This is a genomic window from Pseudarthrobacter sp. S3 (assembly GCF_050156905.1).
Taxonomy (GTDB): domain Bacteria; phylum Actinomycetota; class Actinomycetes; order Actinomycetales; family Micrococcaceae; genus Arthrobacter.
Genome location: NZ_CP189583.1, coordinates 2464155 through 2486596 on the forward strand (window position 1 = coordinate 2464155; position 22442 = coordinate 2486596).

Annotated in this window: 17 protein-coding genes and 4 pseudogenes; 7 read left to right on the plus strand and 14 right to left on the minus strand. The window is 61.4% G+C overall.

What is annotated here, in order from left to right; genetic code table 11:
• Positions 1-116: 116 nt before the first annotated feature.
• Positions 117-479: a tetratricopeptide repeat protein gene (locus tag ACQCSV_RS11815; RefSeq protein WP_426938485.1), complete on the minus strand. Its 363-nt coding sequence runs from the start codon at positions 477-479 to the stop codon at positions 117-119.
• 182 nt (positions 480-661) lie between these two features.
• Positions 662-841, minus strand: coding sequence for a hypothetical protein (locus ACQCSV_RS11820; RefSeq protein WP_426938486.1), 180 nt, complete (start codon positions 839-841; stop codon positions 662-664).
• A 424-nt stretch (positions 842-1265) separates the two neighbouring features.
• Here ACQCSV_RS11820 and ACQCSV_RS11825 point away from each other — a divergent pair, with 424 nt between their 5' ends.
• On the plus strand, positions 1266-1718 hold the full coding sequence (locus ACQCSV_RS11825) for a hypothetical protein (RefSeq protein ID WP_354162411.1): 453 nt from the start codon (positions 1266-1268) through the stop codon (positions 1716-1718).
• A gap of 300 nt (positions 1719-2018) precedes the next feature.
• On the opposite strand, the pseudogene ACQCSV_RS11830 reads toward ACQCSV_RS11825, so the two are convergent.
• The 6 genes and pseudogenes from ACQCSV_RS11830 to ACQCSV_RS11855 all read right to left on the minus strand — a co-directional run.
• Positions 2019-2614, minus strand: a pseudogene (locus ACQCSV_RS11830) (amidase family protein); the annotation flags it as partial.
• An 11-nt stretch (positions 2615-2625) separates the two neighbouring features.
• Positions 2626-2952: pseudogene (locus tag ACQCSV_RS11835) on the minus strand (amidase family protein); the annotation flags it as partial.
• A gap of 218 nt (positions 2953-3170) precedes the next feature.
• Positions 3171-3811 (minus strand): annotated as a pseudogene (locus ACQCSV_RS11840) (transposase); the annotation flags it as partial.
• Between the two features lie 32 nt (positions 3812-3843).
• Positions 3844-6084, minus strand: a complete 2241-nt coding sequence (locus ACQCSV_RS11845) for a putative transposase (RefSeq protein WP_426938487.1) — start codon at positions 6082-6084, stop codon at positions 3844-3846.
• A 150-nt stretch (positions 6085-6234) separates the two neighbouring features.
• Positions 6235-6475: pseudogene (locus tag ACQCSV_RS11850) on the minus strand (IS1380 family transposase); the annotation flags it as partial.
• 300 nt (positions 6476-6775) lie between these two features.
• Positions 6776-7501, minus strand: a complete 726-nt coding sequence (locus ACQCSV_RS11855; protein ID WP_354184104.1) for an endonuclease/exonuclease/phosphatase family protein — start codon at positions 7499-7501, stop codon at positions 6776-6778.
• 125 nt (positions 7502-7626) lie between these two features.
• Between ACQCSV_RS11855 and ACQCSV_RS11860 the strand changes: the two genes are divergently transcribed.
• Positions 7627-8652: a restriction endonuclease gene (locus ACQCSV_RS11860; RefSeq protein WP_426938488.1), complete on the plus strand. Its 1026-nt coding sequence runs from the start codon at positions 7627-7629 to the stop codon at positions 8650-8652.
• Between the two features lie 58 nt (positions 8653-8710).
• Here the strand turns inward: ACQCSV_RS11860 and ACQCSV_RS11865 are convergent, their stop codons facing one another.
• From ACQCSV_RS11865 to ACQCSV_RS11890, 6 genes are all read right to left on the minus strand, one after another.
• Positions 8711-9493 carry a hypothetical protein gene (locus ACQCSV_RS11865; RefSeq protein WP_426938489.1) on the minus strand — a complete coding sequence of 261 codons (783 nt, stop codon included), beginning with the start codon at positions 9491-9493 and terminating at the stop codon, positions 8711-8713.
• Positions 9494-9529: 36 nt separating this feature from the next.
• On the minus strand, positions 9530-10252 hold the full coding sequence (locus ACQCSV_RS11870; protein WP_354184482.1) for a hypothetical protein: 723 nt from the start codon (positions 10250-10252) through the stop codon (positions 9530-9532).
• 166 nt (positions 10253-10418) lie between these two features.
• A complete protein-coding gene (locus ACQCSV_RS11875) occupies positions 10419-10811 on the minus strand; it encodes a DUF898 family protein (protein ID WP_354184483.1) in 393 nt (130 codons plus the stop codon).
• Between the two features lie 91 nt (positions 10812-10902).
• A complete protein-coding gene (locus ACQCSV_RS11880) occupies positions 10903-11145 on the minus strand; it encodes a hypothetical protein (RefSeq protein ID WP_426938490.1) in 243 nt (80 codons plus the stop codon).
• Between the two features lie 12 nt (positions 11146-11157).
• Entirely contained in the window at positions 11158-11559 is a 402-nt protein-coding gene (locus tag ACQCSV_RS11885) for a hypothetical protein (protein ID WP_354184448.1), read from the minus strand.
• Between the two features lie 47 nt (positions 11560-11606).
• Positions 11607-12269 (minus strand): hypothetical protein, encoded by a 663-nt coding sequence (locus ACQCSV_RS11890; protein ID WP_354184449.1) that lies wholly within the window; start codon positions 12267-12269, stop codon positions 11607-11609.
• A 240-nt stretch (positions 12270-12509) separates the two neighbouring features.
• Between ACQCSV_RS11890 and ACQCSV_RS11895 the strand changes: the two genes are divergently transcribed.
• The 5 genes from ACQCSV_RS11895 (at position 12510) to ACQCSV_RS11915 (ending at position 22419) form a co-directional block, all read left to right on the plus strand.
• The gene (locus tag ACQCSV_RS11895; protein WP_426938491.1) at positions 12510-14573 is read left to right on the plus strand and encodes a hypothetical protein; all 2064 of its coding nucleotides are present in this window, start codon (positions 12510-12512) and stop codon (positions 14571-14573) included.
• Positions 14573-16201, plus strand: coding sequence for a type I restriction-modification system subunit M (locus ACQCSV_RS11900; protein ID WP_426938492.1), 1629 nt, complete (start codon positions 14573-14575; stop codon positions 16199-16201). The genes ACQCSV_RS11895 and ACQCSV_RS11900 overlap by 1 nt, the downstream gene beginning before the upstream one ends.
• Positions 16198-17388, plus strand: a complete 1191-nt coding sequence (locus ACQCSV_RS11905; protein ID WP_354184451.1) for a restriction endonuclease subunit S — start codon at positions 16198-16200, stop codon at positions 17386-17388. The genes ACQCSV_RS11900 and ACQCSV_RS11905 overlap by 4 nt, the downstream gene beginning before the upstream one ends.
• 88 nt (positions 17389-17476) lie before the next feature.
• On the plus strand, positions 17477-20671 hold the full coding sequence (locus tag ACQCSV_RS11910; protein WP_426938493.1) for a type I restriction endonuclease subunit R: 3195 nt from the start codon (positions 17477-17479) through the stop codon (positions 20669-20671).
• An 89-nt stretch (positions 20672-20760) separates the two neighbouring features.
• Positions 20761-22419 carry an AIPR family protein gene (locus ACQCSV_RS11915; protein ID WP_426938494.1) on the plus strand — a complete coding sequence of 553 codons (1659 nt, stop codon included), beginning with the start codon at positions 20761-20763 and terminating at the stop codon, positions 22417-22419.
• Positions 22420-22442: the final 23 nt, after the last annotated feature.

Here is a 22442-nt window from a genome sequence, read left to right on the forward strand (position 1 = left end):
ATCAAAAACGGCCCGTGCCCGGGCGAAGAGCCCCAGCCCTTCCGTCATGATGCCTTGTTCGCAACGCAGTGCCGCGAAGTTATAGAGCAACTCCCCTATCTCGACGTGGCTTTCGCCTAGACTGCGCTCTTTAATCTGCAAGGCCCGGCAGAAGTTGACGCTGGCGGCGTCTGGGTCACCGGCCTTCTGATGTGGATGCTTGCCAGATTGTAGAGCTGGACTGCGACCTCGTAGTGCTGCGGGCCGCAGAGCGACTCCCACATCCGAAGGGCCGTTTCGAGAGACTGCTTCGCTTCCTCAAACCGCCCTTGGCCAGCCCAGACGGCGCCAAGAACTGACAGGTCGGCCGCGATTCCGACCCTGTCCGGAGGCTGGGCACTTCGGCGGAGCTCCAGAGCGGTATGGATGTCAGGTTCCGCTTTGAGGTGCTGGCCCTGGATGTGCAACAGGCCAGCGAGGTTGTGATGCAAACTCGCCAATTCCAGGGCATCGGTACCGAGCGTGGTCTCTATCAGCAGTCGTGCTTGGGCGTAATGGAAGGCGGCTTGGTGGTAGTTTCCGGTGGCCTTCGCAAGTATCCCCAGCGCATTGTGGACCCCTGCTGTTCGGAGCGGCTCAGCACTTTTCTGCTCCGCGAGTGCGCGGGCATGGAACAGAGCTGTTAGGGCCTCTCAATGCTGAAATTTCGACGGACGGAGTCCTGCCCCTGCACGGATTCCCCGCGGCGTGCCGGCGCTTCGTCAACATTGGCGGCGTCGAAGCAATCCACGGCCGCTTCCAGGTCATGCGCCGACAGGGATGTGATCCACCGTTGCGCCACCGCCTCCGGATCGCTACTCATGCACCCAATCGTGAAGGTTCACGGACAAGTTGGCAACATAACGCGCGGCGCTTTTCAACGGCCGAGCCGCCTGAATATCGGTAATCTGGCCGGAGGAGACAACACCGCTCCCGCAGAGTCATAAGGGCGAGGGTGCCCGCGAAGCCGTTACAGCGCGAGTGCGGTTGCTTCCCGGGTGGTGAACGTGGAGGAAGTCCCGGCGGACCCGGACCTCTTTGGCGAACACCCGGCCCTGCCACCCCGCGGTGGGGCCCGCAGGGCGTCGTGGACACAAAGGTAGCCATAGATTCCTGCAGATCTTGTGCGACATGTCGGGCCCGAGTATAACGGGGAGCCTGAGCAGTAGTTCAGCTGGGACGCATTTTCGCATGGCGCCCTGGGCAGGATTGGATCACAAACTAGGAGGATTACCATGCTTCGCCGCATGCTTGTCGTACTTCTGGCCGCAGCCCTGATGTGGGTCGGAGCACCGGCCTTCGCCGCCGGACCCATAACGCAGACCATCACCGAGAAGGATCTCGTCGAGACCTTCGTTGACGTTGTGCCCAGCTGCGAACCGGGCGGGCCACTCTACACGATCACCACGACCAGCAACTTCGTATCCCACGAAACGATTTTCGCTGACGGCCGGGTTCATGCCACGTTCACCGAGACGGGGACCTTCGTCGCCGTGCCGCTCACGGCGGGCCTCCCGAGCTACACGGGCAAGTTCACGGTCTGGGGCGGCTTCAACGACGTCGGCAAGGTCGTCGAAGGTACGTTCACCTTCAACGTGCGCGGGACGGGATCGGACGGGTCGACATTTACGAACCATGTCGACGACCACTTCAACGTCCGACCGAACGGCACAGTCAACGAATTCTTCCACTGCCACTGAGAGCAACGACACGACCGATGCCCCGCCGGCCCCACATCGGATATCAGCCGGGGCGGGAACATCGCGACTGCCTCCCAAGATCGACTCGCCCCTCATGAGGCTGGCCGGGCGAGCGGAGGGTGACGCACATCCACGGGCACGTCTCGCTGAGTGGTGGAGTTTCTCGACACCGAGCGGATCAGTTATCTGAGTTCGGACAAAATCGCCTCCTCGATGGGTTCGGCGGGGGCCGTGTTGGGGTCTGAGGAGGATGGCCCGCGACGGCTGGAATGAGGCGGTGACGCCGGCCAGAGTCTGCTGGTACAGGGGATCGGTCTGGGACAACAGTGCCGACGGTGAAATTTCCGCGATGGTGGCCCCGGCTGATCTAAGCGCGGCGACCAGCGAGGTCAGCACCTCAACCACGGTTGTGTCGACGGTGCAGTTGGGATCATCGAAAACAACAGCGAGCCGGTGGCCGCCCAATGTCGAGTGGCGCGGCCCAGGCAATTCGAGGCGCCATGCGTGGGCGGACCGTGCGTCGGGACCGGCCAGCACGTCGAGCCCCAGGTTCAGGTCATCGGCGCTTCGGCCGAGCGGTCCCAGGGTGGCGAATTCGGGTTCGGCGAGAATGCCCGGAGTGCCGGGGATATGTCCACGGGTCGCGATGATGCCATGGCTGGGTTTGAGTCCGAAGACGCCGCAGTTGGCCGCCGGAATACGGATGGATCCCCCAGGTCACTGCCGAGCTCGAAGCTTGTGTGTCCGGCCGCGAGAGCGGCGTCCGATCCTCCGGCCGAACCGCCGGGTGTCCGGCTCGCATCCCACGGGTTGGTGGTCCGGCCGAACAGCGGATTGTTCGTCTGGTAGTCCGTTGCGTACGGCGGCGTGTTCGTCTTGCCGAAGATAACCCACAGGCTGCCCGCAGTCGGGCCGCCGCGTCCGCGTCACGAAACGGGATATCCCCGGTCAGCTCCGGGGCGCCGGCGGTGGTGCGCAGGCCGGCTGTCTCGAGGACATCCTTGACTGTCATCGGGAGCCCGCACAGCGGTCCGCTCGGCTCGCCACGCACCAGTGCTTCATCCGCGGCCGCTGCCTGTGCCCGGGCGGAGTCCTCATCGATGGTGATGACGGCGTTAACGGCGCCGCCGTCCTGTTCGGTCCGGTGCAGATAGTGATCCAGCAGCTCGCGGCTCGATACCTCGCGCCGTCTCAGCGCCTGGGTAAGACCGGGCCGACATAGTGCTTGGATAATTCATGGTCACTCCTTAGCCTTGATCCACCGATCGGGTTCGGGTCGTGCTGAATCCTGAATTTTGCCGGGTTTGTGTTTTTGGGCAGGAGTCATCGCCGGACCTCGCTGCCGTTGGTGTTCCACGTTTTGGTTCCTGGTTGCGCCGGACCGGCTGGATGGACGGGTCCTACGCTGTTTGCGGTGGGGGACTCTAGCATTCGGAGCCGGACTCTTCATCCGCTGGAAGCGATCCGGGCGGGGACGTTGATGAGGTTGCGCCGGATGGTCCCGGTCCTTGCCTTGGCAAATGGCCCTGCGGCGAGGATCCCCGCGGTGCGGGTGAGGTTGTAGGCCATGACCGAGGCGACCAGCCAGGCCGAGTTCGCGGCAAAGTTGCCGGAGGCAGGTGGGCCAGGGCACTGTCTTTCAGGTCGGCGTTAACCTGCTCGATCCGGGCGTGTTTGCGATGGGTCTTGTCCGCTGCGACAGTGCCCAGTGTTGCGGCCGGGACGGTGGTGAAGAACGCGTGGAAGCGATGCGTGCCGAACAAGGCTGGCTGGTCCTGGGTGGCTTTGGGGTTCAGCTCGGGGATGCGGCGCACCACCAGCCGCCCGGTAATCCGCTCGCTCTTTTTCCGGGAACTGAACGCGGAAAATTGGATCTCTGCGACTTCCGCCGCAGAGATCCACATTTCGGAGTCCTCGTCGAAGAGGGCGTTGGTGTACTCGATGGCCTCCCATGCACTCTCGGGGATGGCGGCGATAGCCCGTTTGACGGCCGGGTCCATGCGCACCGTCACGGAGACATCAGCACCTCCGGCCAGGGCTGCGGCTACCGCGGCGTGGCCGTAGTAGGCGGAATCAAAACGGCACAACACCTTCCCCGTGGCCCCAGGACTCTGGACATAGCGTTTTAATTGTTGGCTGACGTTTCTTTGTTTTTGATCTCGAATCGCAGAATTCGGTCGGTGCCGGGGTAGCGGGTTTCGGTGGTGTTGAGGTGGGTGCAGAGTTCGCTGATCGCGGTGGTTGCCCGTTGGGTGGGGAGCGGGTCGAGGCGGATTGTGAGGTAGCCGTCGATGCGGGGGTCGATGTCTCCGCTGCCGGTGAGGACCTGACGGATCAGGGTGTGGGCTTCGTCCTCGCCGCGGGCGTAGCCGGTGTTGGTCCGGACCTCCCTCGCCAGCGTTGATGCGGTGTTGAACGCGGCCATCCGGATCGCATGGCTGAGCAGTTTCGTCTCGCTCTCCAGGACCCGCTGGCCCGGGGCGATCTCGCCGAGCGGAACCCGGGCAGGGATCCCCTTGTGGGCTGCCTGCGCGGCCTCGAGGGCGGTTTCGGCGCTGAGCAGGTCCGCGGTGATTTTGTTGTGCATGGTGTTGGTGATCAGGACAGTGTGTGTTCCTGGCGGCGGTGTCCGGGCCGCGAGCATCGCCGCGTCGGTGTCGGCCAGGGTCTTCTCGTACCGGGTCCTGGCGGCGAGGACCTGCTGGTAGGCCTTGCGTTTTGCCGGGTTCGGCACCGAGCGTTCCGGATCATCGTCAGTGGATGTGTAGGCGTCGTGGGAATCGAGGGCGAAGCGGATCCGGGCGTAGCGGAAGTAGTTTTCCTGCCGCCACCTGGCGCCCATCCGGTAGATGATTTCCCCGGCGGTCATCTCGGTGTTGGTGGTGAGGATGTGGATCTGCCGCACCCTGCCGCCGGGGGTGTTGACCTGGCGGGACAGCTGGCGCATCGGAAACACTTCCCCGGTAGTGCCTACCGGCACCTCCACGGCAGTGTCGGCCGCTTCCCAGGCACGGGTTTGTCCGTGCCCGTCGGTGTGGGCGACCTCGGTGAACAGGGATGCCGGAACGTCTTCGGTGGTGCCCTTGCGCCAGGTCAGCACATCAAATTTGTTCTCTGCCATGTGCTTGAACAGGGCCGGGGACCAGCCTCCCCGGTCGAAACCGACCAGGACCCGGCGGTCATCGCCGATGATGGTGCGCAGGGTTGGCAGGAGCCGGCGCAGTTCCCCGGTCAGCGCGGCCCCGGGCTCGGCCATGACCACCAGGACCGGCGCGCCGGCAGCGTCGGCGACCCAGGTCTCCTCGGTCGCCGGGACGGGGAACTTCAACCGGGTCGAATGGACCTTCCCGATCTTCCTGGTGCCCTGGTAGGCGCGGACATGTCCGTCAACGTAGAGCACCGCGGCCAGATCCCCACCTCCTTCGTTGCTGCCGTTGAGGTGCCTGGCAGCCATCGCGGTGAGCAGCTCCCCGGCCTTGCCTCTGCTGGCCAGCGCGGCGGTTTTGCGGCGGAGGGTTTTCACTTCCGGGGCGCGGTCCAGGCCGAGGACCCGGCCCAGGGCTGCCGGGTCGATCCGGGTGATCCCTTCGGCGCGTGGTTCCCCGGCCAGGGCCTGGAACACGGCGCCGGTCAGGATGGTCTCCAACCCGTAAAACCCGTTCGGCAGCGCCCCGAAGGTCTCCTTCGCGCACTCCAAAAGTCCCGTGGTCTGCAGGGCGGGCAGGGCCAGCAACAGCCCGGCCAACGGCACACGGGCCGCGGGGGTGAACACCGGTGCCGCGCACTCCACCAACCCGGCCCGGGCCCAGGCCCGCTCTCCGGACCGGTCCACCGGTGCCGGCAGCACCGGCAACCCGGCTGCCGGTGCTGCTGCTTCAGATGTGGCGAGCGGATCAAGCTTCACCGGTTCCGGACCGGTGGGCACCGGCATGGCCAGTGTCCGTCGCACGCTGAATTCGGAGACGCCCACCTTTGCTCCAATCGCCCGCAGCGACAGTCCGGTCGCCCGCAAGGCACGGATTTCGGACATCTTCGGTTCCGTCAGCCGGCTGGGCCCCTTCGGACCAGGCTTCTCCGGGGCCAGACCCAACACCCCTTCCGCGGCCAGGACCTGACGCCACCGCCACAAGGTGATCGCATCAACACCGAACGCGGCAGCGATCCCGGCGACCGAAGCGGCTTTGATGTCCGCCAGTTTCGCCGCCGCGAACCGGCGGGTCGCGATGTCCTTCTCGTCCCAGGCGTAGGAGAGTTCCCCATGAACGAACACGCGCCCACCCGTGGCATCCTCCAGCAGTGACGCCGCGAGCCCTATCGGCACCGCTCCGGCATACATTGCTTGAGGAAAAGGCAGTTGGGCAGTCATCACGCTCATCATGCCACCCCTCCAAAACCGAACAATCTATTACTTAGATTCTATCGCAAGAGAAGGAGGATTAACAGCCGTACCCATAACAAAAACACCGGAATCCTGCGGAAGTCAGTCGAACACCATCACCCCATGTCCAGAGTCCTGGGCCCCGGTGCGTTTGAGGGCGCCCGGCGCGTCGGTGACGAACCGCTTGGCTCCGCGGGCCGAGTTCGTCCCGCCCTTGCGCAGCCGTTGGCCGACGATCACCGGTGCGGTGTCTTCGGCGGAAGCGGTGGCGATCAGGGCGTTTCAGCCCGCGGACCCCGGAGTACCCGTAGCCGGAGCCCTGCTTCTGGTACCCGTGGACTTCCACGATGGTGTCGTCCACGTCGACGAATATGAAGCCTTCCCCGTGGTCGCGGGCATGGTCGCCGGCGCTGACAGCATTAATGATATGGCGTTGTTGCAATGTAGATGGACAGGCTACTTGGTCCTGGGGACCGTTCTCCTGTCCTCTAATTTCACGGTGGTCTTGGCCTGTTACCGTCTCTCTGTGGACAGCCAAGATGGTCCTTATCTTCACCGGCAGGAACGGCCCGAAGGTTAGTCCAGGCAGGGCTCGTGGGAAGTCTCCACTTGCCGCCGGCAATTCGGTGCAGCGCGCACGAAGGTTGCTGAGCAGGCTTCGGCGCCTTGAAACCGCGTGTTACTGGGCGATGTCCAAGATCAGCGGCATGTGGTCGCTATGCGCCAACCAATCTTCGGAGTCCCCTACGCGAAGATCGGCCGGGATGCCGTCGCTCAGGAATGCGTAGTCGATGTGATGCCCGAAGCGGAGGTTCCGGGTGTGAAAGTACGTTTTCGTCGGCTCCGCCCCTTGCTCGTTCACCGCGGCGCGATGGTACACGCTGCTCAGCCCAAGCCCAGTAAGCTTTTCGACCAGCATGCTGTGGTTCCTACCCGGATGCGCCCTATCCCAGACTGTGTTGCTGTTGAAGTCCCCCATGAGCAAGGCGTTGCCGCCAGTAAGGAATCCAGCGTGGCGATCCACCATTTGATGGGTAACGCGAACATACCTGAGCTCGCGATTCAACTGATGCGCCCAGAGGGCAATGATGTTGAGGCCGTCGATCGAAAAGGGAAGATGCCAGGGCAAATTGGGATCTGCGCGTTCGGAAACTTTGTAGCGGGCGTTGGCGAATCCAATAACTCCGAGACCTTTGTTCAGATTGCTGCCGGTCCATGCTGCGAAGGGTTGCTCAGCCGCGGAAATGTCTTTCTTGGCGACCTCTTGGAGAATGACGACGTCAGGCTGCAGCGCCTCGATCAGGTGGCGTTTTTTGTAGTAGGCCATGGAACAGTTCCACGAGACGATTCGCACTGGGGTCCTTTGTGTTGGGCAAAAGTGCTGTTGGCATCCTACCGGCGCCACTTATGTGAAGGCAGCTTGGACACTTCCGGCGATGCACACGGGCACCGTAGATCGGCCGTCCTCATCGCCGACGATAGGCTGAGCGAGAACAAGTCAGGCAGAGCCGAGGAAAGATAGGGACCGCCGTGGTCGCAGTATGGGGAATCCACAACGATGCATTGTCGAACGAACTGCTCGACGGCGGTTTTGTCAGCATCGGATGGGATGCCATTCCTGACATCCGCAACATCGGGAGCGACCGCGATCTCCTTAAGAAGGCATTGGAGCAGGCCTATCCCGAGGCAAAGGCTGGTGCCATCCCCGTCTGGGCCGGAATTCTCCTCCGCTTCGCTTACGAGATGAAGAAGGGCGACATCGTCATCGCTCCCTACCGCGCCGACAGCACACTGAATTTCGGTGTCATCATTGGCGAGTACGAATTTCTTCACGACGCTCCGGTGCACCCGCACCGTCGGTCTGTCCGTTGGATCAAGACCGGAGTCTCTCGCGGCCTGTTCCCACAGAAGGCCTTGTATGAAATCGGCTCCGCACTGACGTTGTTCAAGGTCAAGAAAAACGTCCAGGTATTCGAACGATTCCTAGAATTCGGAGCCGAGGACATAGCTCAGGAAGAACCCGAGGGGATTGAACCGGAAACCGTCGACGAGTGGATCGAGACCGAGCCAAGTGCTGCCCGTTTGGACCAGTTCACCCGCGACTTCATCCTGAAAACTCTGCTGCAAGATCTCTCCCACGAAGAGTTTGAGCATTTCACAGCCGACCTCCTTCGAGCCATGGGGTACCAAGCACGAGTCACGCCGTATTCATCAGATGGTGGCATCGACGTCGTTGCGCATAGGGACCCCTTGGGACTCGAACCGCCAGTGATCAAGGTCCAGTGCAAACACACCAGTACCCAGCAGTCGCGGCCTGATGTCCAGCGTCTAAGCGGCACCCTGGCGCACGGCGAACTTGCACTCTTCGTCTGTCTAGGCAGCTACAGCAAAGACGCCGTCGGTTATGAGCGCGAACGGCAGAATCTGCGCCTGCTCACTGGTGCAGACGTCGTAGAACTGACACTCACGCATTATGAGAAGCTGGCCCCGCGATGGCAAACACGTATGCCCCTCCGCCAGGTCTACGTGGTTGACCGCGCGAACGAGGGACGCTGAGCCAGCCCTCGTTGGTAGCTAGCCAATCCCCAAACAAGGACACCGCCCGGCCCGACGGTTAGGCGTGCCACTCAATCGACGAGCATATGGACTCCGCGAGTCGGTGGACGGCTGTATTGACGGAGGGGTCCGTCGTCGAGAAGGCAGCGATCTGAGTGCGGATCACGTCCGACAACTCCGGCCAGTTGATCCAACAGAAGACATCAGGGATCCGCTCAACCAGCCCTTCCAAAGCTAGCTGCTCGTTGTTGGCTCGCCGTAGGACGGACTCAAGTTCCGAAGAAATGGCATCTTCGAGCCTCATTCGACCCCTACCCCTGACCAGAACCGGAGGCTTTGCTCCTAACAGCAAGATCAGAGGCGTGCGCGTTCCTGCATGCGCCATCGTTGCCAAATACTCCCTTGCCAACTGCTCTGGCTGGTACGAACTCGCCCTGACACGCTTCGCCTCAACGAGGACAAACGAGCTCGGAGACGTGATGAGGGCGTCTGGCTGCACCACCAGTTGGTCATTTCCCGACCGATTCGGCGCGAGCGCCATGTCCCCGGGCAGGAATCGAAGATCGGCCTCTTCGATCTCACTAATCAGGACGTTCCTAGCCTGTTCGGCACCCTTGGCGGCACGCATTGCCGCACCAAGGAAGTGATCGCGGGGAAGGAAATCCAGGGCCATCATGACTTCTGCGCTCAGTACGTTTTCTCGTCCGCGGCCGCCTTGCCGGTAACTGGTGGCGCGTTCCCACGAGACTTCCTCGAGCAGCTTCCCGACCATTGACATCGCAGTGTCAGGCAAGACTTTCACAAGCATTCCTTCCCCAACCCAAATGAAGTAGTCCTCCACTGCGGCACCCTTGCCTAGCCGCCTATTCAACGCTCCTTAGTTGAGCTCATCCGCCGTGAAGATTTCGCGACCCGATACATGGCGCCAGATCACGTGGTCGAGCCGTCTCGGCTGCGTTGGGTAGTTTTCTGCAACTTGTCCGATCAGCTCGGCCGTCTGCATAGGTGTGATGTCTTTGCCTTCCAAGCCTGCGTGCTCTGTCACGAAGCGGATAACCATTCGGTCAGGCTTCACGGACTGGAACCCGCAAAGAATAAGGAAGTAGTTGAACGTGACGCCAGAGGACTGGCTCGGCAAACACAGCCAATTCTTCTTGAGTTCAGCTAGGGAATTGTCTATGGAGTACGCGGAATGGACGCCTTCCCGAGTCGTGATGTCCAGCTTGTTCTGGAGCGCCTCAGCGGCTCGCTTGACGACCTCGGCTTTCAGCAGAGCGTTTGGCCTAGTATGAGCCGGCTTGTGGTTGTTCACAAGATCTGCCCAGCCAGCACTTCCCCCGACATCCTCGAAAGTAGCCAGTAATTCTTTGGTGCCGTCCTGATCAGCGTCACCACCCTGACCGAGCCGGTACGCCCGATACTCGCTCACGACGTTGATGACACTTTGGTAGTGCGAACCCGTCGAGAAGATGGAATCGATAATGGAAAGAGCCAGGCCGTGGGGATAGCCGCCTGCCGTAATCCAACGCGACTCATCACCGAACAATGACCGGCATTTCTCTGTCAGTGTTGCTGCTTCAGAACTGTATTCATATGTCATATCCGGACTCTAACAGCAGGAGTAGAAATGATTCTCGAAAGATAAGCGCCGCGCCCTTCCGGGAAACCGGGGCTAGGGCCAACGGAGCAGTTTCCCACAATCGCAAGATTCCGGTGCCTGCGCAAGAAAAAGCCCTGCACCCCGAAGGATGCAGTGCCGTTTCTGACTACGCGAAGACGGTCTTTTCGACCTTCCACTGCATCAGCCTCGGATAGACCCAGAAGGTGTAGATGCCAAGCGTGATGATGCTCAGGAGCGCCCATTTGATCCACAGCCCGCAGATGCCCCACCCGGTGCCGACGAACTGAAGCTGCCGGCCCTGGAGGTAGGTATTCTTCGCCCGCCATCGCTCAACGAGGACCAAGGCGAACGGGTAGCAGATCCCAATGGTGCAGATCGTAATCAGGACGCCGAGGATCTGGGTGCCGAACCAGGAAGCAGCCCCGCCACGAAACTGATAGATCTGTGCCGCGGTGACGGCCCCGGGGGCCACCATGCTTCCGGCTTCTGCGACGGGCATCTGCCTATACGCCGAAGCGTGCTCTTTGTTGATGCTCAAGGAATCCCCCAATAGATAACGCGAAAGTGAACAGTTGAACTGTAAGCGGCGCGAGGGAGCCGGGCATCCCGGACACGGCTCCTTAGGCGCCCTACCCCGGAATCTGGATCCGTGCGGCTTCCTGCATCAACGGGGTGGAGATCATCACGGTCGAAGCACCGGGCGCAATGTCGAAGGCAATGAATCCTCGAGTCTTGTCACCCGGCAGAACGTCGCCGGAGCCAAGCTGGTTGTTTGCGAAGAGGTTTAAATCGGCTTTGCGCCCATTAGCGTCCTTGGCCGAGAAGTAGAACGGGTTGGAGCTGGTCTTCCCCGCTTCGGTCTCCCACAACACATCGAGAAGCAGCTAGCTCCCGTTTTTGGCGGGCGTCGCGAAAGCTGTGGTCGTGACCGCGTCAGTTCGTACGGCGGAGACAATAGTGATCCTCGCGATGACGCCGTTGCCCATCTTGACGCTGAAAGGTTTCCCGACGACGGGTCCGGCCGCAACCGTCGGTTGCGGCGCCGGAGCGGCGACCGCCGGAGCAGCAGTAGCAACCGGGGCGGCCGCTCCAGCAGCCGCGGAAGACGGCACCGCCACCGGGCTCACGTCACCAGCCTGTTTGGCGCCGCCGGAGCAGGAGCCCAGGGCGATGCCCAGCACCAGGACGCCGATGGGGATGAGGAAGCGCTTCTTCTTGAAGAACGACCGGGGCTCAGGTGCTGCCATCGCAGCGGGGAAGGGCTGGGAGTAATTCTCATGTGACATGTGGTGCCTCTCTACAGGTGAATGAATGGTGTGAGTGCGTGGGGTTGCTATTGCTTTTCCCATTTGCCGCAGCGGCTGGATTTGAAATCTTGGCCGGCGGACAGTGCAACGGAGGGTCTGCCGCCGCCCGGGAGGTCGTTGTCGAGGATGTTGCTGCCGTTGCTGCCGGTGGCGTAGATGCCCCAGTAGCAGGAGGAGCCGACGTCAGCGGATGCCCGGTAGGTGCCGGGCTCAATGTCGGTACCCACGGTCCAGGTGCCGTCCCCGACGGTGTTGGCCGCTTTGGTCTTTTCCGCTCCAGTGACAGCCTCTTCCCGGGCTTTCACCGCTGCTTCGGCAGTCTTGACTGCGGCGTCGGCCTTGCCCACTTCGGTCTCCCGTGCGGAAACCTTGGATTCCCGGGTTGTGATGCCGCCCTGCAGGCTGTCGTACTTCCCCTTCACAGACGAGTAGCTGGACAGCGCGGCGTCGCGCTCAATCTCGACCGTTGCCTTCTCGTCCGCCAGCGCCGTGTAGGCGTCGCTGGCCTTCGGGTCAGGAAGAACGGTTCCGAAGGCCACTCCGCCGGCCAGAAGTACGACGGCGGCTGTCGCCAGCAGGGTGCCCTTCTTACGGCTGCGTTTCGGCGTCCCAGCTGCCGGCTGAGCCTCCGGCTCCGAATATTCCGCGCCGTCTGGCACCGGCGTGCCGGCGTCGTCAGTGTTCAACATATTCTCTTCCTTTGTTTGTGGATGACCGCTGAACGGCGGCGGGATACTGATCCCCCAATACGCGGTTCCCCGCCGCCGTCGCAGCTCCGGAAGATTGCTTCGTGGCTGCAGAATGAACCTACGGTCGAACCCGAAAGTCACCGCAAGATCGGTCTGATAACCCGGGTTATCAGACCCAAGCCTGAATTGTCTTCGGCCGACACTAAGCTGATGGGACGATCACGACTGAAGGGGGCAGCCATGGAGACAACCACGGAAACATTGCGCATGACGCTCTCCGATGTCGCCTCGCTCGCCCAGGTTCAGCGTCCCGTCGTTTCCATGTGGCGCAAGCGAAGCAGCGGAGGCCCGCTGCCGTTCCCGACGGCAGCCGCCCACGTGAACGGCGTGGAGCTGTTCGACGCCGATGATGTCACCGCCTGGCTCCAGGCCACCGGCCGGGGGAACAACCCGGAGGCTCGGAACGACGTCGCGGTCTTCGCGAGACTCTCGGCCCCTTCCGCGGAAGCACCACGGGACAGCCGCCAGACGTTCGATGGCCTGACCGCACTCCTCGCCCTGAAGGTCATTTCGGGACAGGCCCTGGCACAAAGTTCTGCAGCCGAACTGTTGGACGGCGCAGACGAAGCGGACCCTGACGATGTGTTCCTCTACTCCGAATTGGAGGCCCTCGGTTCGGCGCTCGCTGGTTTGGCCGGCTTCGCCGACAGGTTGGCGGACAGTGCGTTCAGCGCGCCCGCGGCCTTCGAAAAGCTGCTCGCCCACCGGTTCAAAGAGGGACTGCGCGAGCAATCGGACACCGCGCTGACAGGCGACGCACTGAAGCTCGTGGGCGCAACTGCCATGGAACTGGCCTCCACTCTGGACAGCAGGCTGCTCTTCGTCGATTCAACGCCCGGCGGCAGCGACGTGATGCTGAGCATCGTGGAGCAATTCGGAGAATCACGGCCCATCACTCTCCTGGCAGCCGACCACCACGGCAGCGCGTCACGGCTGGCCCGCCGTCGGCTGGCAGTGCATGGCACGGACAGCAGCCCGGTGAAGATTGACGCCAAGGGAGTCTTCGCGGTCAGCGGCCCTGCGGTGCACGTGGCGCAATATCCCGCCCCGGGCAATCCAGCCCTGGACACCACCGGCATCCTGAACAGCATTGAAAACATCGTCCTGCAAATGGACGACAGTCAGCGGGCCGTTGTCATCGCGCCGGCCCGGGTATTGTGCGACGCTCTCACCGGAGAAGCCGGCAACCTGCGCTCAGACCTGTTGCGGTCGGGCAGAGTCCGCGCCATCGTCCGCCTCCAGCCAGGGCTACTTCGTGCCAAGCCCCGGGAGCCGCAGGCCCTCTGGGTGCTGGGACCGTCCTTCGCTGATGTGCCGATTGCGGAACGCTGGACCAGCGTGGCGGACCTGAGCACCACCCCGCTCACCCTGGATGTCAGCCAGGACCTGATCAGTGACGTCGTCGCATCCATGGGCGATCGCGCCACCATCCGCGCGCACTCGTTCAGGTTCACCCGGCTCGTACAGACCCGCGTCCTCCTTGCCGGAAAAGGTTCTCTCGTCAGCGTCCCCACTGCCAGAAGTACGACGGCGGCTGGCAGCGCCGAGAGCGCGCTTCGGGTCGAGGAACTCACGCGTCTCCTGTCGCCACGAAGCTTCACGCCGGCGGCGCTGCCCGGAGTTCAGCCGGCTTGGCCCGGCACCGGTCCCCGGCCCGCTTCAATTCAGGAACTGCTGACCGCCGGAAACCTCAAGTACGTCAAGGGAATCAGGCTTCAAGGGACCGACCTCAACCGAAAGGCCGGAAGCAGGATCCTCTGCCGTGACGAACTCATGGACTCGCACGACGCCAAACCGCGGTTCGTCACGCTCCTCGACTTCGCCGCCAATTACCCGGCCGGGCGCCTCACCGACCCTGGTGACGTTGTCTTCTGTACCAGCCCGCGGCCCGCAGCGATGGTGGACACGGAGGGCGGCGCCGTCGTCGTCTTCCCTGCCCGGATCCTGAGAATCGACCGCGGCGACCCCGGCGGTCTGGTGCCGGACGTGGTTGCAGCCGACATCAACAGCCGACCCGCCGCAGACAAATCCTGGCGGAACTGGCGGTTGCGCCGCGCACCGGAAGTGCAACGCCGGCCGCTCTCCAACGCGTTAGCCAGGCTGCAACACGAGCAGGCCGAAGCCCGCCAACGTCTCGAACGACTGGAAGAACTCGCTACCCTGATTACGGACGGCGTAGCGGGCGGAAGCCTCACCCTGACAGACCCCAAGACCCACGCCGGACCAGAAGAAGGAACTGCATAATGCCTCCGAAATTGAAGGTGGACCTCGCCCCGTCCACCATGAAGGAACTCAAGGACACCCTCTGGAAGGCGGCGGACAAGCTCCGCGGTTCGATGGATGCCTCGCAGTACAAGGATGTGATCTTGGGGCTGGTGTTCCTGAAGTACGTCTCGGACGCGTTCGAGGAGCGCCGGGGGCAGATCCAGGCCGAGCTGGAAGCGGACGGACTCAACGAGGAGCAGATCGCACAGCTGATCGACGACGTGGACGAGTACACCGGCCGCGGCGTGTTCTGGGTGTCACCCCGGGCGCGCTGGACCTACCTGGCGGAGCACGCCAAGGGCCTGGACGCCATCGACGGCGCCGAGCCCAAGTCCATCGGACTGCTCATCGATGAAGCCATGGACCTCATCATGGCCGACAACAAGTCCCTGGCCGCCACCCTCCCCCGGATCTACAACCGGGACAACGTGGACCAGCGCCGCCTCGGCGAACTGCTGGACCTGTTCAACTCCGCACGTTTCACGGGCCAGGGTGCCAGCAAGGCGCGCGACCTGCTCGGCGAGGTGTACGAGTACTTCCTGGAGAAGTTCGCCAAGGCAGAGGGCAAGCGCGGGGGTGAGTTTTACACGCCGGCTGGCGTGGTCCGTGTGCTGGTGGAGGTCCTGGAACCCCACAGCGGCCGCGTCTACGATCCGTGCTGCGGCTCAGGCGGCATGTTTGTCCAGGCCGAGAAGTTTCTGGCGGCCCACCACATGGAGGGCTCGGACATCTCCGTCTACGGCCAGGAGCTCAACGAGCGCACCTGGCGGATGGCCAAGATGAACCTGGCTATCCACGGCCTGAATGCCAACCTGGCCTCGCGCTGGGGCGACACGTTCGCCCGCGACCAGCACCCGGAGCTGAGCGGCACCAACGGCGCGGACTTCATCATGGCCAACCCACCCTTCAACATCAAGGACTGGGCCCGCTCCGAATCCGATCCCCGCTGGAAGTACGGCGTTCCCCCGGTGGGCAACGCCAACTACGCCTGGATCCAGCACATCATCTCCAAGCTGGCCCCCGGCGGCAGCGCCGGCGTTGTCATGGCCAACGGTTCCATGTCCTCCAACTCCGGCGGCGAGGGCGAGATCCGCGCCCAACTGGTCGAAGCGGACCTGATCTCCTGCATGGTGGCGCTGCCCACCCAGCTCTTCCGCAGCACCGGCATCCCGGTGTGCACCTGGTTTTTCGCCAAAGACAAAACCGCCGGATCTCGCGGCTCGGTGGACCGGACCGGGCAGGTGCTCTTAATCGACGCCCGGAACCTGGGCTACATGGTGGACCGCGCCGAGCGAGCCCTGTCCGACGAGGACATCGCCAAGATCGCCAACACCTACCACGCCTGGCGCGGGACTGCTTCGGCGGTTGAGGGAGGGTTGACGTACGACGACGAGGCCGGCTTCTGCCATACGGCTTCACTTGCCGAGGTTAAGGCGGCAGACTACGCACTGACGCCGGGACGGTATGTAGGTGCTGCTGACGTGGAGGATGACGGCGAGCCGATCGAAGACAAGATCGCGCGTTTGTCCAAGGAGCTGTTTGAGCAGTTCGAAGAGTCCGAGCGACTGGCCGCTGTTGTGCGCGAGCAGCTGGGGAGGGTTTCATGAACTCTCCGCATGTTGACTCGTTCGGCAGTGCACCATTGCGGATGATCGACGGAGATCGAGGAAAGAACTATCCCAATGGAACCGATTTTTCGACGGACGGAGACTGCCTTTTTCTTAGCGCCCGAAATGTGACTAAATCCGGATTCATGTTCGGGGAGACTTCTTTCATTTCGGCTGAAAAAGACGCCTCCCTTCGTGCTGGAAAGGTCTGTCGTGGTGACGTCGTCATTACCACAAGGGGAACCGTAGGCAACGTGGCGTACTACGACAATTCCGTTCCCTTCGAAAACGTGCGTATCAACTCCGGAATGCTTATCCTCCGGACGGAGGAGTCGCTCCTCGACTCTCGCTATTTGTACCAATTTGTACGGTCGCGATCCTTTGTGGCGCAGATCGAGTCCCTAACGTCCGGCAGCGCGCAACCACAACTTCCGGTTCGCGATTTAGCCAACGTCATGATTCCGATTCCCAGCATGTCACAGCAACGAGCTGTAGCTGAGGTGTTAGGCGCCCTCGACGAAAAGATCGCCGCCAACACCAAACTCGTTGAATTGGCAGACGAACTGGCTGCTTCGCTTACTCGGTTTGCCGTGGACACCACCGGATCCGTTGCGTTATCCGAAATCGCCGACATAGTCATGGGGTCATCGCCCTCGGGCTCAAGCTTCAACGAGACCGGGGAGGGCACCGTCTTCTACCAGGGAGTCCGAGACTTCGGCGTTCGATTTCCAAGCAACCGGGTTTGGACGACTGCCCCTGTCCGCCTCGCCATGCCTGGCGACACACTTTTGAGTGTCCGAGCCCCCGTCGGCCGTGTGAATCTCGCAACGGAAGAGACGTGCATAGGGCGTGGCGTGGCCTCAGTGCGTTCAACCCATCAACAACCCTTCACCGTTTTTCACCTCCTCAAGGACTCGCACGACGCTTGGGCATCGTTCGAGGCTGAAGGCACAGTGTTTGGATCCATCAACAAGGGCCAACTGGCTTCCCTTCAGGTGCCTCGGCTGAGGCCTGAGCACCAAATACTCCTGGAAACAAGGCTGGCACCATTTGAGCACACCATTGCCTCGGCGCTGTCAGAGAACTCGAACCTCGCCGCGACCCGTGACGCGCTCCTCCCACAGCTCATGTCCGGAAAGCTCCCGGTCAAGGATGCGGAGAAAGCCCTGGAGAACGCCGGGGTGTAAGCGCGCAGCGGGGATGGTAGTGGCAGCTGGGGATAGCCGGCCGAAGCCTGAGTAAGCTGAACAACAAATCGATTTTGGGGGAATCACCGTGACAGCACCAGCAGTAGCCTTTTCCGAAGCGGACTGGGAGGGAGCGGCGAAGGAGAGGCTCGGCGAACTCGACTGGAAACCCGTGGAGGGCCAGTCCATTGCACCGGGTTCCGGGGAACGCGACTCGTGGGCTGAGCTGCTCATCCGGCCACGGCTCCTCGAAGCCCTGCGGCGACTCAACCCGACGGTCCCTGCCCAGTACCTGCAGCAGGCCCTGTCGGAAATCGCGTCACCCGAATCGAACGACGCGGTTGCGGAGAACCAGCGTATCCACGACTGCCTGGTTGACGGCTACCGGCTTTCCTACATCGATTCCGACGGCTACGAAGCCAGCCCCACCATCCGGATCATCAGCCAGGAACCGGACCAGAACGACTGGCTCGCCGTCAGCCAGGTGACGCTGGTGGAAGGCGACTACAAACGCCGCTTCGACATCGTCCTCTACTGCAATGGCATGCCCGTCAGCATCATCGAACTCAAAAAGGCCGGCAACGCCCACGCCGACCTTCCCGGCGCCCACGCCCAGCTTCAGACCTACCTCCGCGAATTCCCCATGGCCTTCCGCTTCTGCGTGTTCACGCTCACCTCGGACGGCATCCAGGCGAAGTACGGAACGCCGTTCACCCCCTTCAACCACTTCTCACCATGGAACGTGGACGACGACGGTGTGCCGGTTCCGCAGGGCCTGATGATCGACGGCGACGCCGTCACCGCGTTGGATACAGCGCTGGACGGTCTCTACAACCAGGAACGCTTCCTGCAGCTGACACGCAACTTCACGGCATTCGACCAGGGCTCTGGCGGGTTGGCCAAACGTATCGCCAAGCCACACCAGTACTATGCGGTCACCAAAGCTGTGGCCAGCACCATTCAGGCGGTGGAGAGCAACGGCAAGGCCGGCGTTGTCTGGCACACCCAGGGTTCGGGCAAGTCCATGGAAATGGAGCTGTACGCCAACATGGTGGCTCGGCAGCCGAAACTGAAGAACCCCACAGTCGTGGTGATCACCGACCGGAATGAGTTGGACGGCCAGCTATTCGAGGGCTTCGACCGGAGCCTGCTGCTCGCAGAGTCGCCGAAGCAGATCAAGAAGCGTTCCGAACTGCGGGATGAGTTGAGTAACCGGACCACCGGCGGCATCTATTTCACCACGCTGCAGAAATTCGGCCGCAGCAAGTCCGAAAAGGACGCCGGCGCGGACCACCCGCTGTTGTCCGACCGACGCAACATCATCGTGGTGGTGGATGAGGCCCACCGCTCGCATTACGACGATCTGGACGGCTACGCACGGCACCTGCGTGATGCCCTGCCGCACGCGACCCTGATCGCGTTCACAGGCACACCCATTTCCTTTGATGACCGCAACACCCAGGATGTCTTTGGCGACTACATCGACATCTACGACCTCTCGCGCGCTGTAGAAGACGGGGCTACGGTGCCGGTGTACTTCGAGCCTCGGCTGATCAAAGTGGGCTTAGCTGAGGATGTCACGGAGAAGATCCTTGACCAGGCCGCCGACGAGGCCACGGTCGGTCTGGACGACACTGAGCGGGCGCGCCTCGAGGCGAGTGTCGCCGTCGTAAACGCCGTCTATGGTGCGCCGCAGCGAATCGCTGCCCTGGCCGAGGACCTCGTGGCGCACTGGGAAAACCGGCGCGAGCGGATGGGGAAGTTCATCGAGGCGCCGGGCAAGGCGATGATCGTGGGCGGGACGCGGGAGATCTGCGCCAAGCTGTACGCGGCGATCGTGGAGCTGCGGCCCGACTGGCATTCGGACGACCTGTCGATGGGCAAAATCAAGGTGGTGTACTCGGGCGACGCGACCGATGTGCCGCCGGTTTCCGACCATGTGCGCCGGGATTCGCTGAATGCCCAGGTGAAGGAGCGGCTCAAGAACGTTGATGACGAGCTGGAGCTGGTGATCGTCAAGGACATGATGCTCACCGGCTACGACTCTCCTCCGCTGCACACGCTGTACCTGGACCGGCCGCTGAAGGGCGCGCTGCTGATGCAGACGCTCGCGCGGGTGAACCGCACGTTTCGCGGCAAGGAAGACGGGCTGCTGGTGGCGTACGCGCCGCTGGCGGAGAACCTGGCGAAGGCGCTGGGCGAGTACACACAGTCGGACCAGGCGAACAAGCCTGTGGGCAAGAATATCGATGAGGCTGTGGCATTGGTCCGCGACCGAGTGGCGGCCTGCCGCAGCCTCTTAGCTGGCTATGACTGGAAAGCTGTGTGGCACAAGGGCGGCCCGAAGGCGTTTCTCAATGCAACTTGGGGCTCCGTAAACTACCTTCGCGATGTAAATACTCCAGGCAACCGCCCGGCTGATGGCGAAGACTCTCTCGCTGCGCAGTACCGACGGGTCTCGAGCCAGCTCGCAAGAGCGTGGGCGCTTTGTTCTTCCTCCGCGGATCTGGAGTCGCTACGCCCTGAGATAGCGGTATACGAGGAGATTCGCGTCTTCATGGCAAAAATGGACGCCGCCGACCGGCAGGCCAGCGGCGAACCTGTACCGGAGGAGATCCAGCGGCTGCTGGGGAACCTGATTGCGTCCGCAACGTCCTCCGGTGAGGTGCTGGACATCTACGACGCCGCCGGCATGCCGAAGCCGTCATTGGATGACCTGACGCCGGAGTTCATTGCCAAGACGCAGAAGGCGCGGAACCCGCAGCTGGCCATCGAGGCGCTGCGGAAGCTGATTGCCGACGAGTCTGCGTCTTCCACCCGGAATAACGTGATCCGGCAGCGGGCTTTCTCGGAGCGGATTACGGAACTGATGAAGAAGTACACCAACCAGCAGCTGACCTCGGCTGAGGTCATTGCCGAACTAGTTGAGCTGGCGCGGGAGGTTGCGGCCGAAGGTAACCGCGGTGCGCACTTCACTCCCCCGCTGAACTCCGACGAACTCGCGTTCTATGACGCCGTGGCCTTGAATGAATCTGCGGTGGAGGTCCAGGGCGAAGGAAAGTTGGCTGAGATCGCGCGGCAGCTCGTGAATGTAATGCGGCGGGACGTGCGGACCGACTGGACGGTACGTGACGATGTCCGGGCCAAACTCCGCTCGTCGATCAAACGGCTGTTGGTCATCAACGGGTACCCGCCGGACAAGCAACCCGAGGCAATCAAGCTAGTCATGGAGCAGATGGAATCCATGGCGCCGCGGTTTGCCGAGGCACGAATTTCTTACTGAACCTACTTATGAAGAATCGATAGAGGAGATCTACTTTGCTACTTGCGGGCCCAATAAATGAGTATAAGCAATCGTTCGAGCTACCCAAGATGGCTGCCCATACGGAGTTTGAGTACTTTGCAACACATGTGGCGTTCGGGCATGAATATTTAACTGACGAAGACATAAGCGACTACATGGCGGGGGACGGAACTATCGGCGTCGATTCTGCCTTGATCGTTATTAATGGTCAGCCGGTAAATAACCTCAGTGATGCCCGGGACCTCATAGGTGCCTCGAAGTCTTTGGATGTTTCCTTTCACTTCCTTCAGGCCAAAACGTCTGTTTCGTACAGCCGTGACCTAGTCCTGGGTTTCATGGATGCCGTTGAGGGTTTCATCGATGGTCGGCAGAGCGTCATTTCGCACCCCTTTTGGGCGAAACTAAGGGAAATCTTTACGGAAATCTACGCTGCTAGCGCAAAGTTCAGGAGTGGTGCACCGGAACTGCGCGTTTACTTTGCATTCCAAGGAACACCGCCCTTCAATGATTCACTCTATCAGGATACTATTAGGACCTTTGAAACGGGCATTGACAATCGAGCAATGTTCCGCTCGGTACACACAAATGTCCTGGGCGCATCACAATTACTCCGACTGTACAATGCGACAGTTAATAAAGTAGAAGCCACGGTCAGCTTTCCTAGACAAACCCCTCTTCCCCGCATCCCCGGTATTGAACAAGCGTACATCGGGGCCATAGCCGGAGCTGAGCTCATAAAAATGCTCGCCACCGACGCTGGCAGTCTCCGAAAATCAGCGTTCTTTGATAACGTGAGGGACTTTCAGCAATGGAACCCCGTCAACGAAGAAATGTATTCAACGCTTGACAGTGATAAAAAGGCACTCTTTGCAGTATTGAACAACGGTGTCACCGTGGTTGCTAAAGAAGTGCGCATAGCTGGCGATGACTTCACTATTGAGGACTACCAAATCGTAAATGGCTGCCAAACGAGCAACGTATTATTTTTTGCGCGAGAACTCGATCTATCGAGCGTATACATTCCTTTACGTCTGATTGTAACGAATGATGCAGACACAACAGCCAAGATAACTCAAGCGACCAATAGTCAGACGCCAATCACAAAAGAAGATCTGATAGCCTCGACGGACTTCCAAAAGGAGCTAGAGACGTTCTACAAGTCCATGGCATCCGCGCGGTCGAAGCAACGCCTCTACTACGAACGACGTTCAGGCCAGTTCGCTGAAGAATCGGTCGAGCAGACAAGAGTTGTCACGAAGCTGATCCAGATGAAAGCCTTTGCGGCGATGTTTCTCAATGTGCCTCATATTTCCAGTCGCTTTCCCGGAGAACTCTACGAACTATCCCCAGAGAAGATCTTCCGATCTGGGCACAAGCTCGAAAGTTACTTCGCTAGCGCACTCTGCTGGTATCGACTCGACGTGTGGCTTCGAACTGGCAGGATAGATTCCTCCCTAAAACCGTCTCGATTCGTCATGATGAACGTATTCAGGCGAGTGGCACTGCCGGATTTGCAGCCGGGGGACCTATCGACAAAGAGTGCCACGACTTACGCAAACAAACTAGTCGAGATATTGAGTGATGATGTTGTGTCGCTTCAGTACTTTGAGAAGGCTGCAGCGATCGTCCGAACGGCTTCCGCGGGGGACCCAAGTCGAGACCGAGTGAAGCGCGAAAAGCTTCTGCAAGATTGCATTGGTCTCATTGTTAACGCCAACCGAAAATAGGGCCAATAGTGCCAATTGAGAAC

Bases quoted from the DNA above. Each gene is read 5' to 3' on its own strand.
- ACQCSV_RS11820 (WP_426938486.1), bottom strand. From the start codon at position 841: ATGAGTAGCGATCCGGAGGCGGTGGCGCAACGGTGGATCACATCCCTG.
- ACQCSV_RS11825 (WP_354162411.1), top strand. From the start codon at position 1,266: ATGCTTGTCGTACTTCTGGCCGCAGCCCTGATGTGGGTCGGAGCACCG.
- ACQCSV_RS11845 (WP_426938487.1), bottom strand. From the start codon at position 6,084: ATGACTGCCCAACTGCCTTTTCCTCAAGCAATGTATGCCGGAGCGGTG.
- ACQCSV_RS11870 (WP_354184482.1), bottom strand. From the start codon at position 10,252: ATGACATATGAATACAGTTCTGAAGCAGCAACACTGACAGAGAAATGC.
- ACQCSV_RS11885 (WP_354184448.1), bottom strand. From the start codon at position 11,559: ATGTCACATGAGAATTACTCCCAGCCCTTCCCCGCTGCGATGGCAGCA.
- ACQCSV_RS11890 (WP_354184449.1), bottom strand. From the start codon at position 12,269: ATGTTGAACACTGACGACGCCGGCACGCCGGTGCCAGACGGCGCGGAA.
- ACQCSV_RS11895 (WP_426938491.1), top strand. From the start codon at position 12,510: ATGGAGACAACCACGGAAACATTGCGCATGACGCTCTCCGATGTCGCC.
- ACQCSV_RS11900 (WP_426938492.1), top strand. From the start codon at position 14,573: ATGCCTCCGAAATTGAAGGTGGACCTCGCCCCGTCCACCATGAAGGAA.
- ACQCSV_RS11905 (WP_354184451.1), top strand. From the start codon at position 16,198: ATGAACTCTCCGCATGTTGACTCGTTCGGCAGTGCACCATTGCGGATG.
- ACQCSV_RS11915 (WP_426938494.1), top strand. From the start codon at position 20,761: ATGGCTGCCCATACGGAGTTTGAGTACTTTGCAACACATGTGGCGTTC.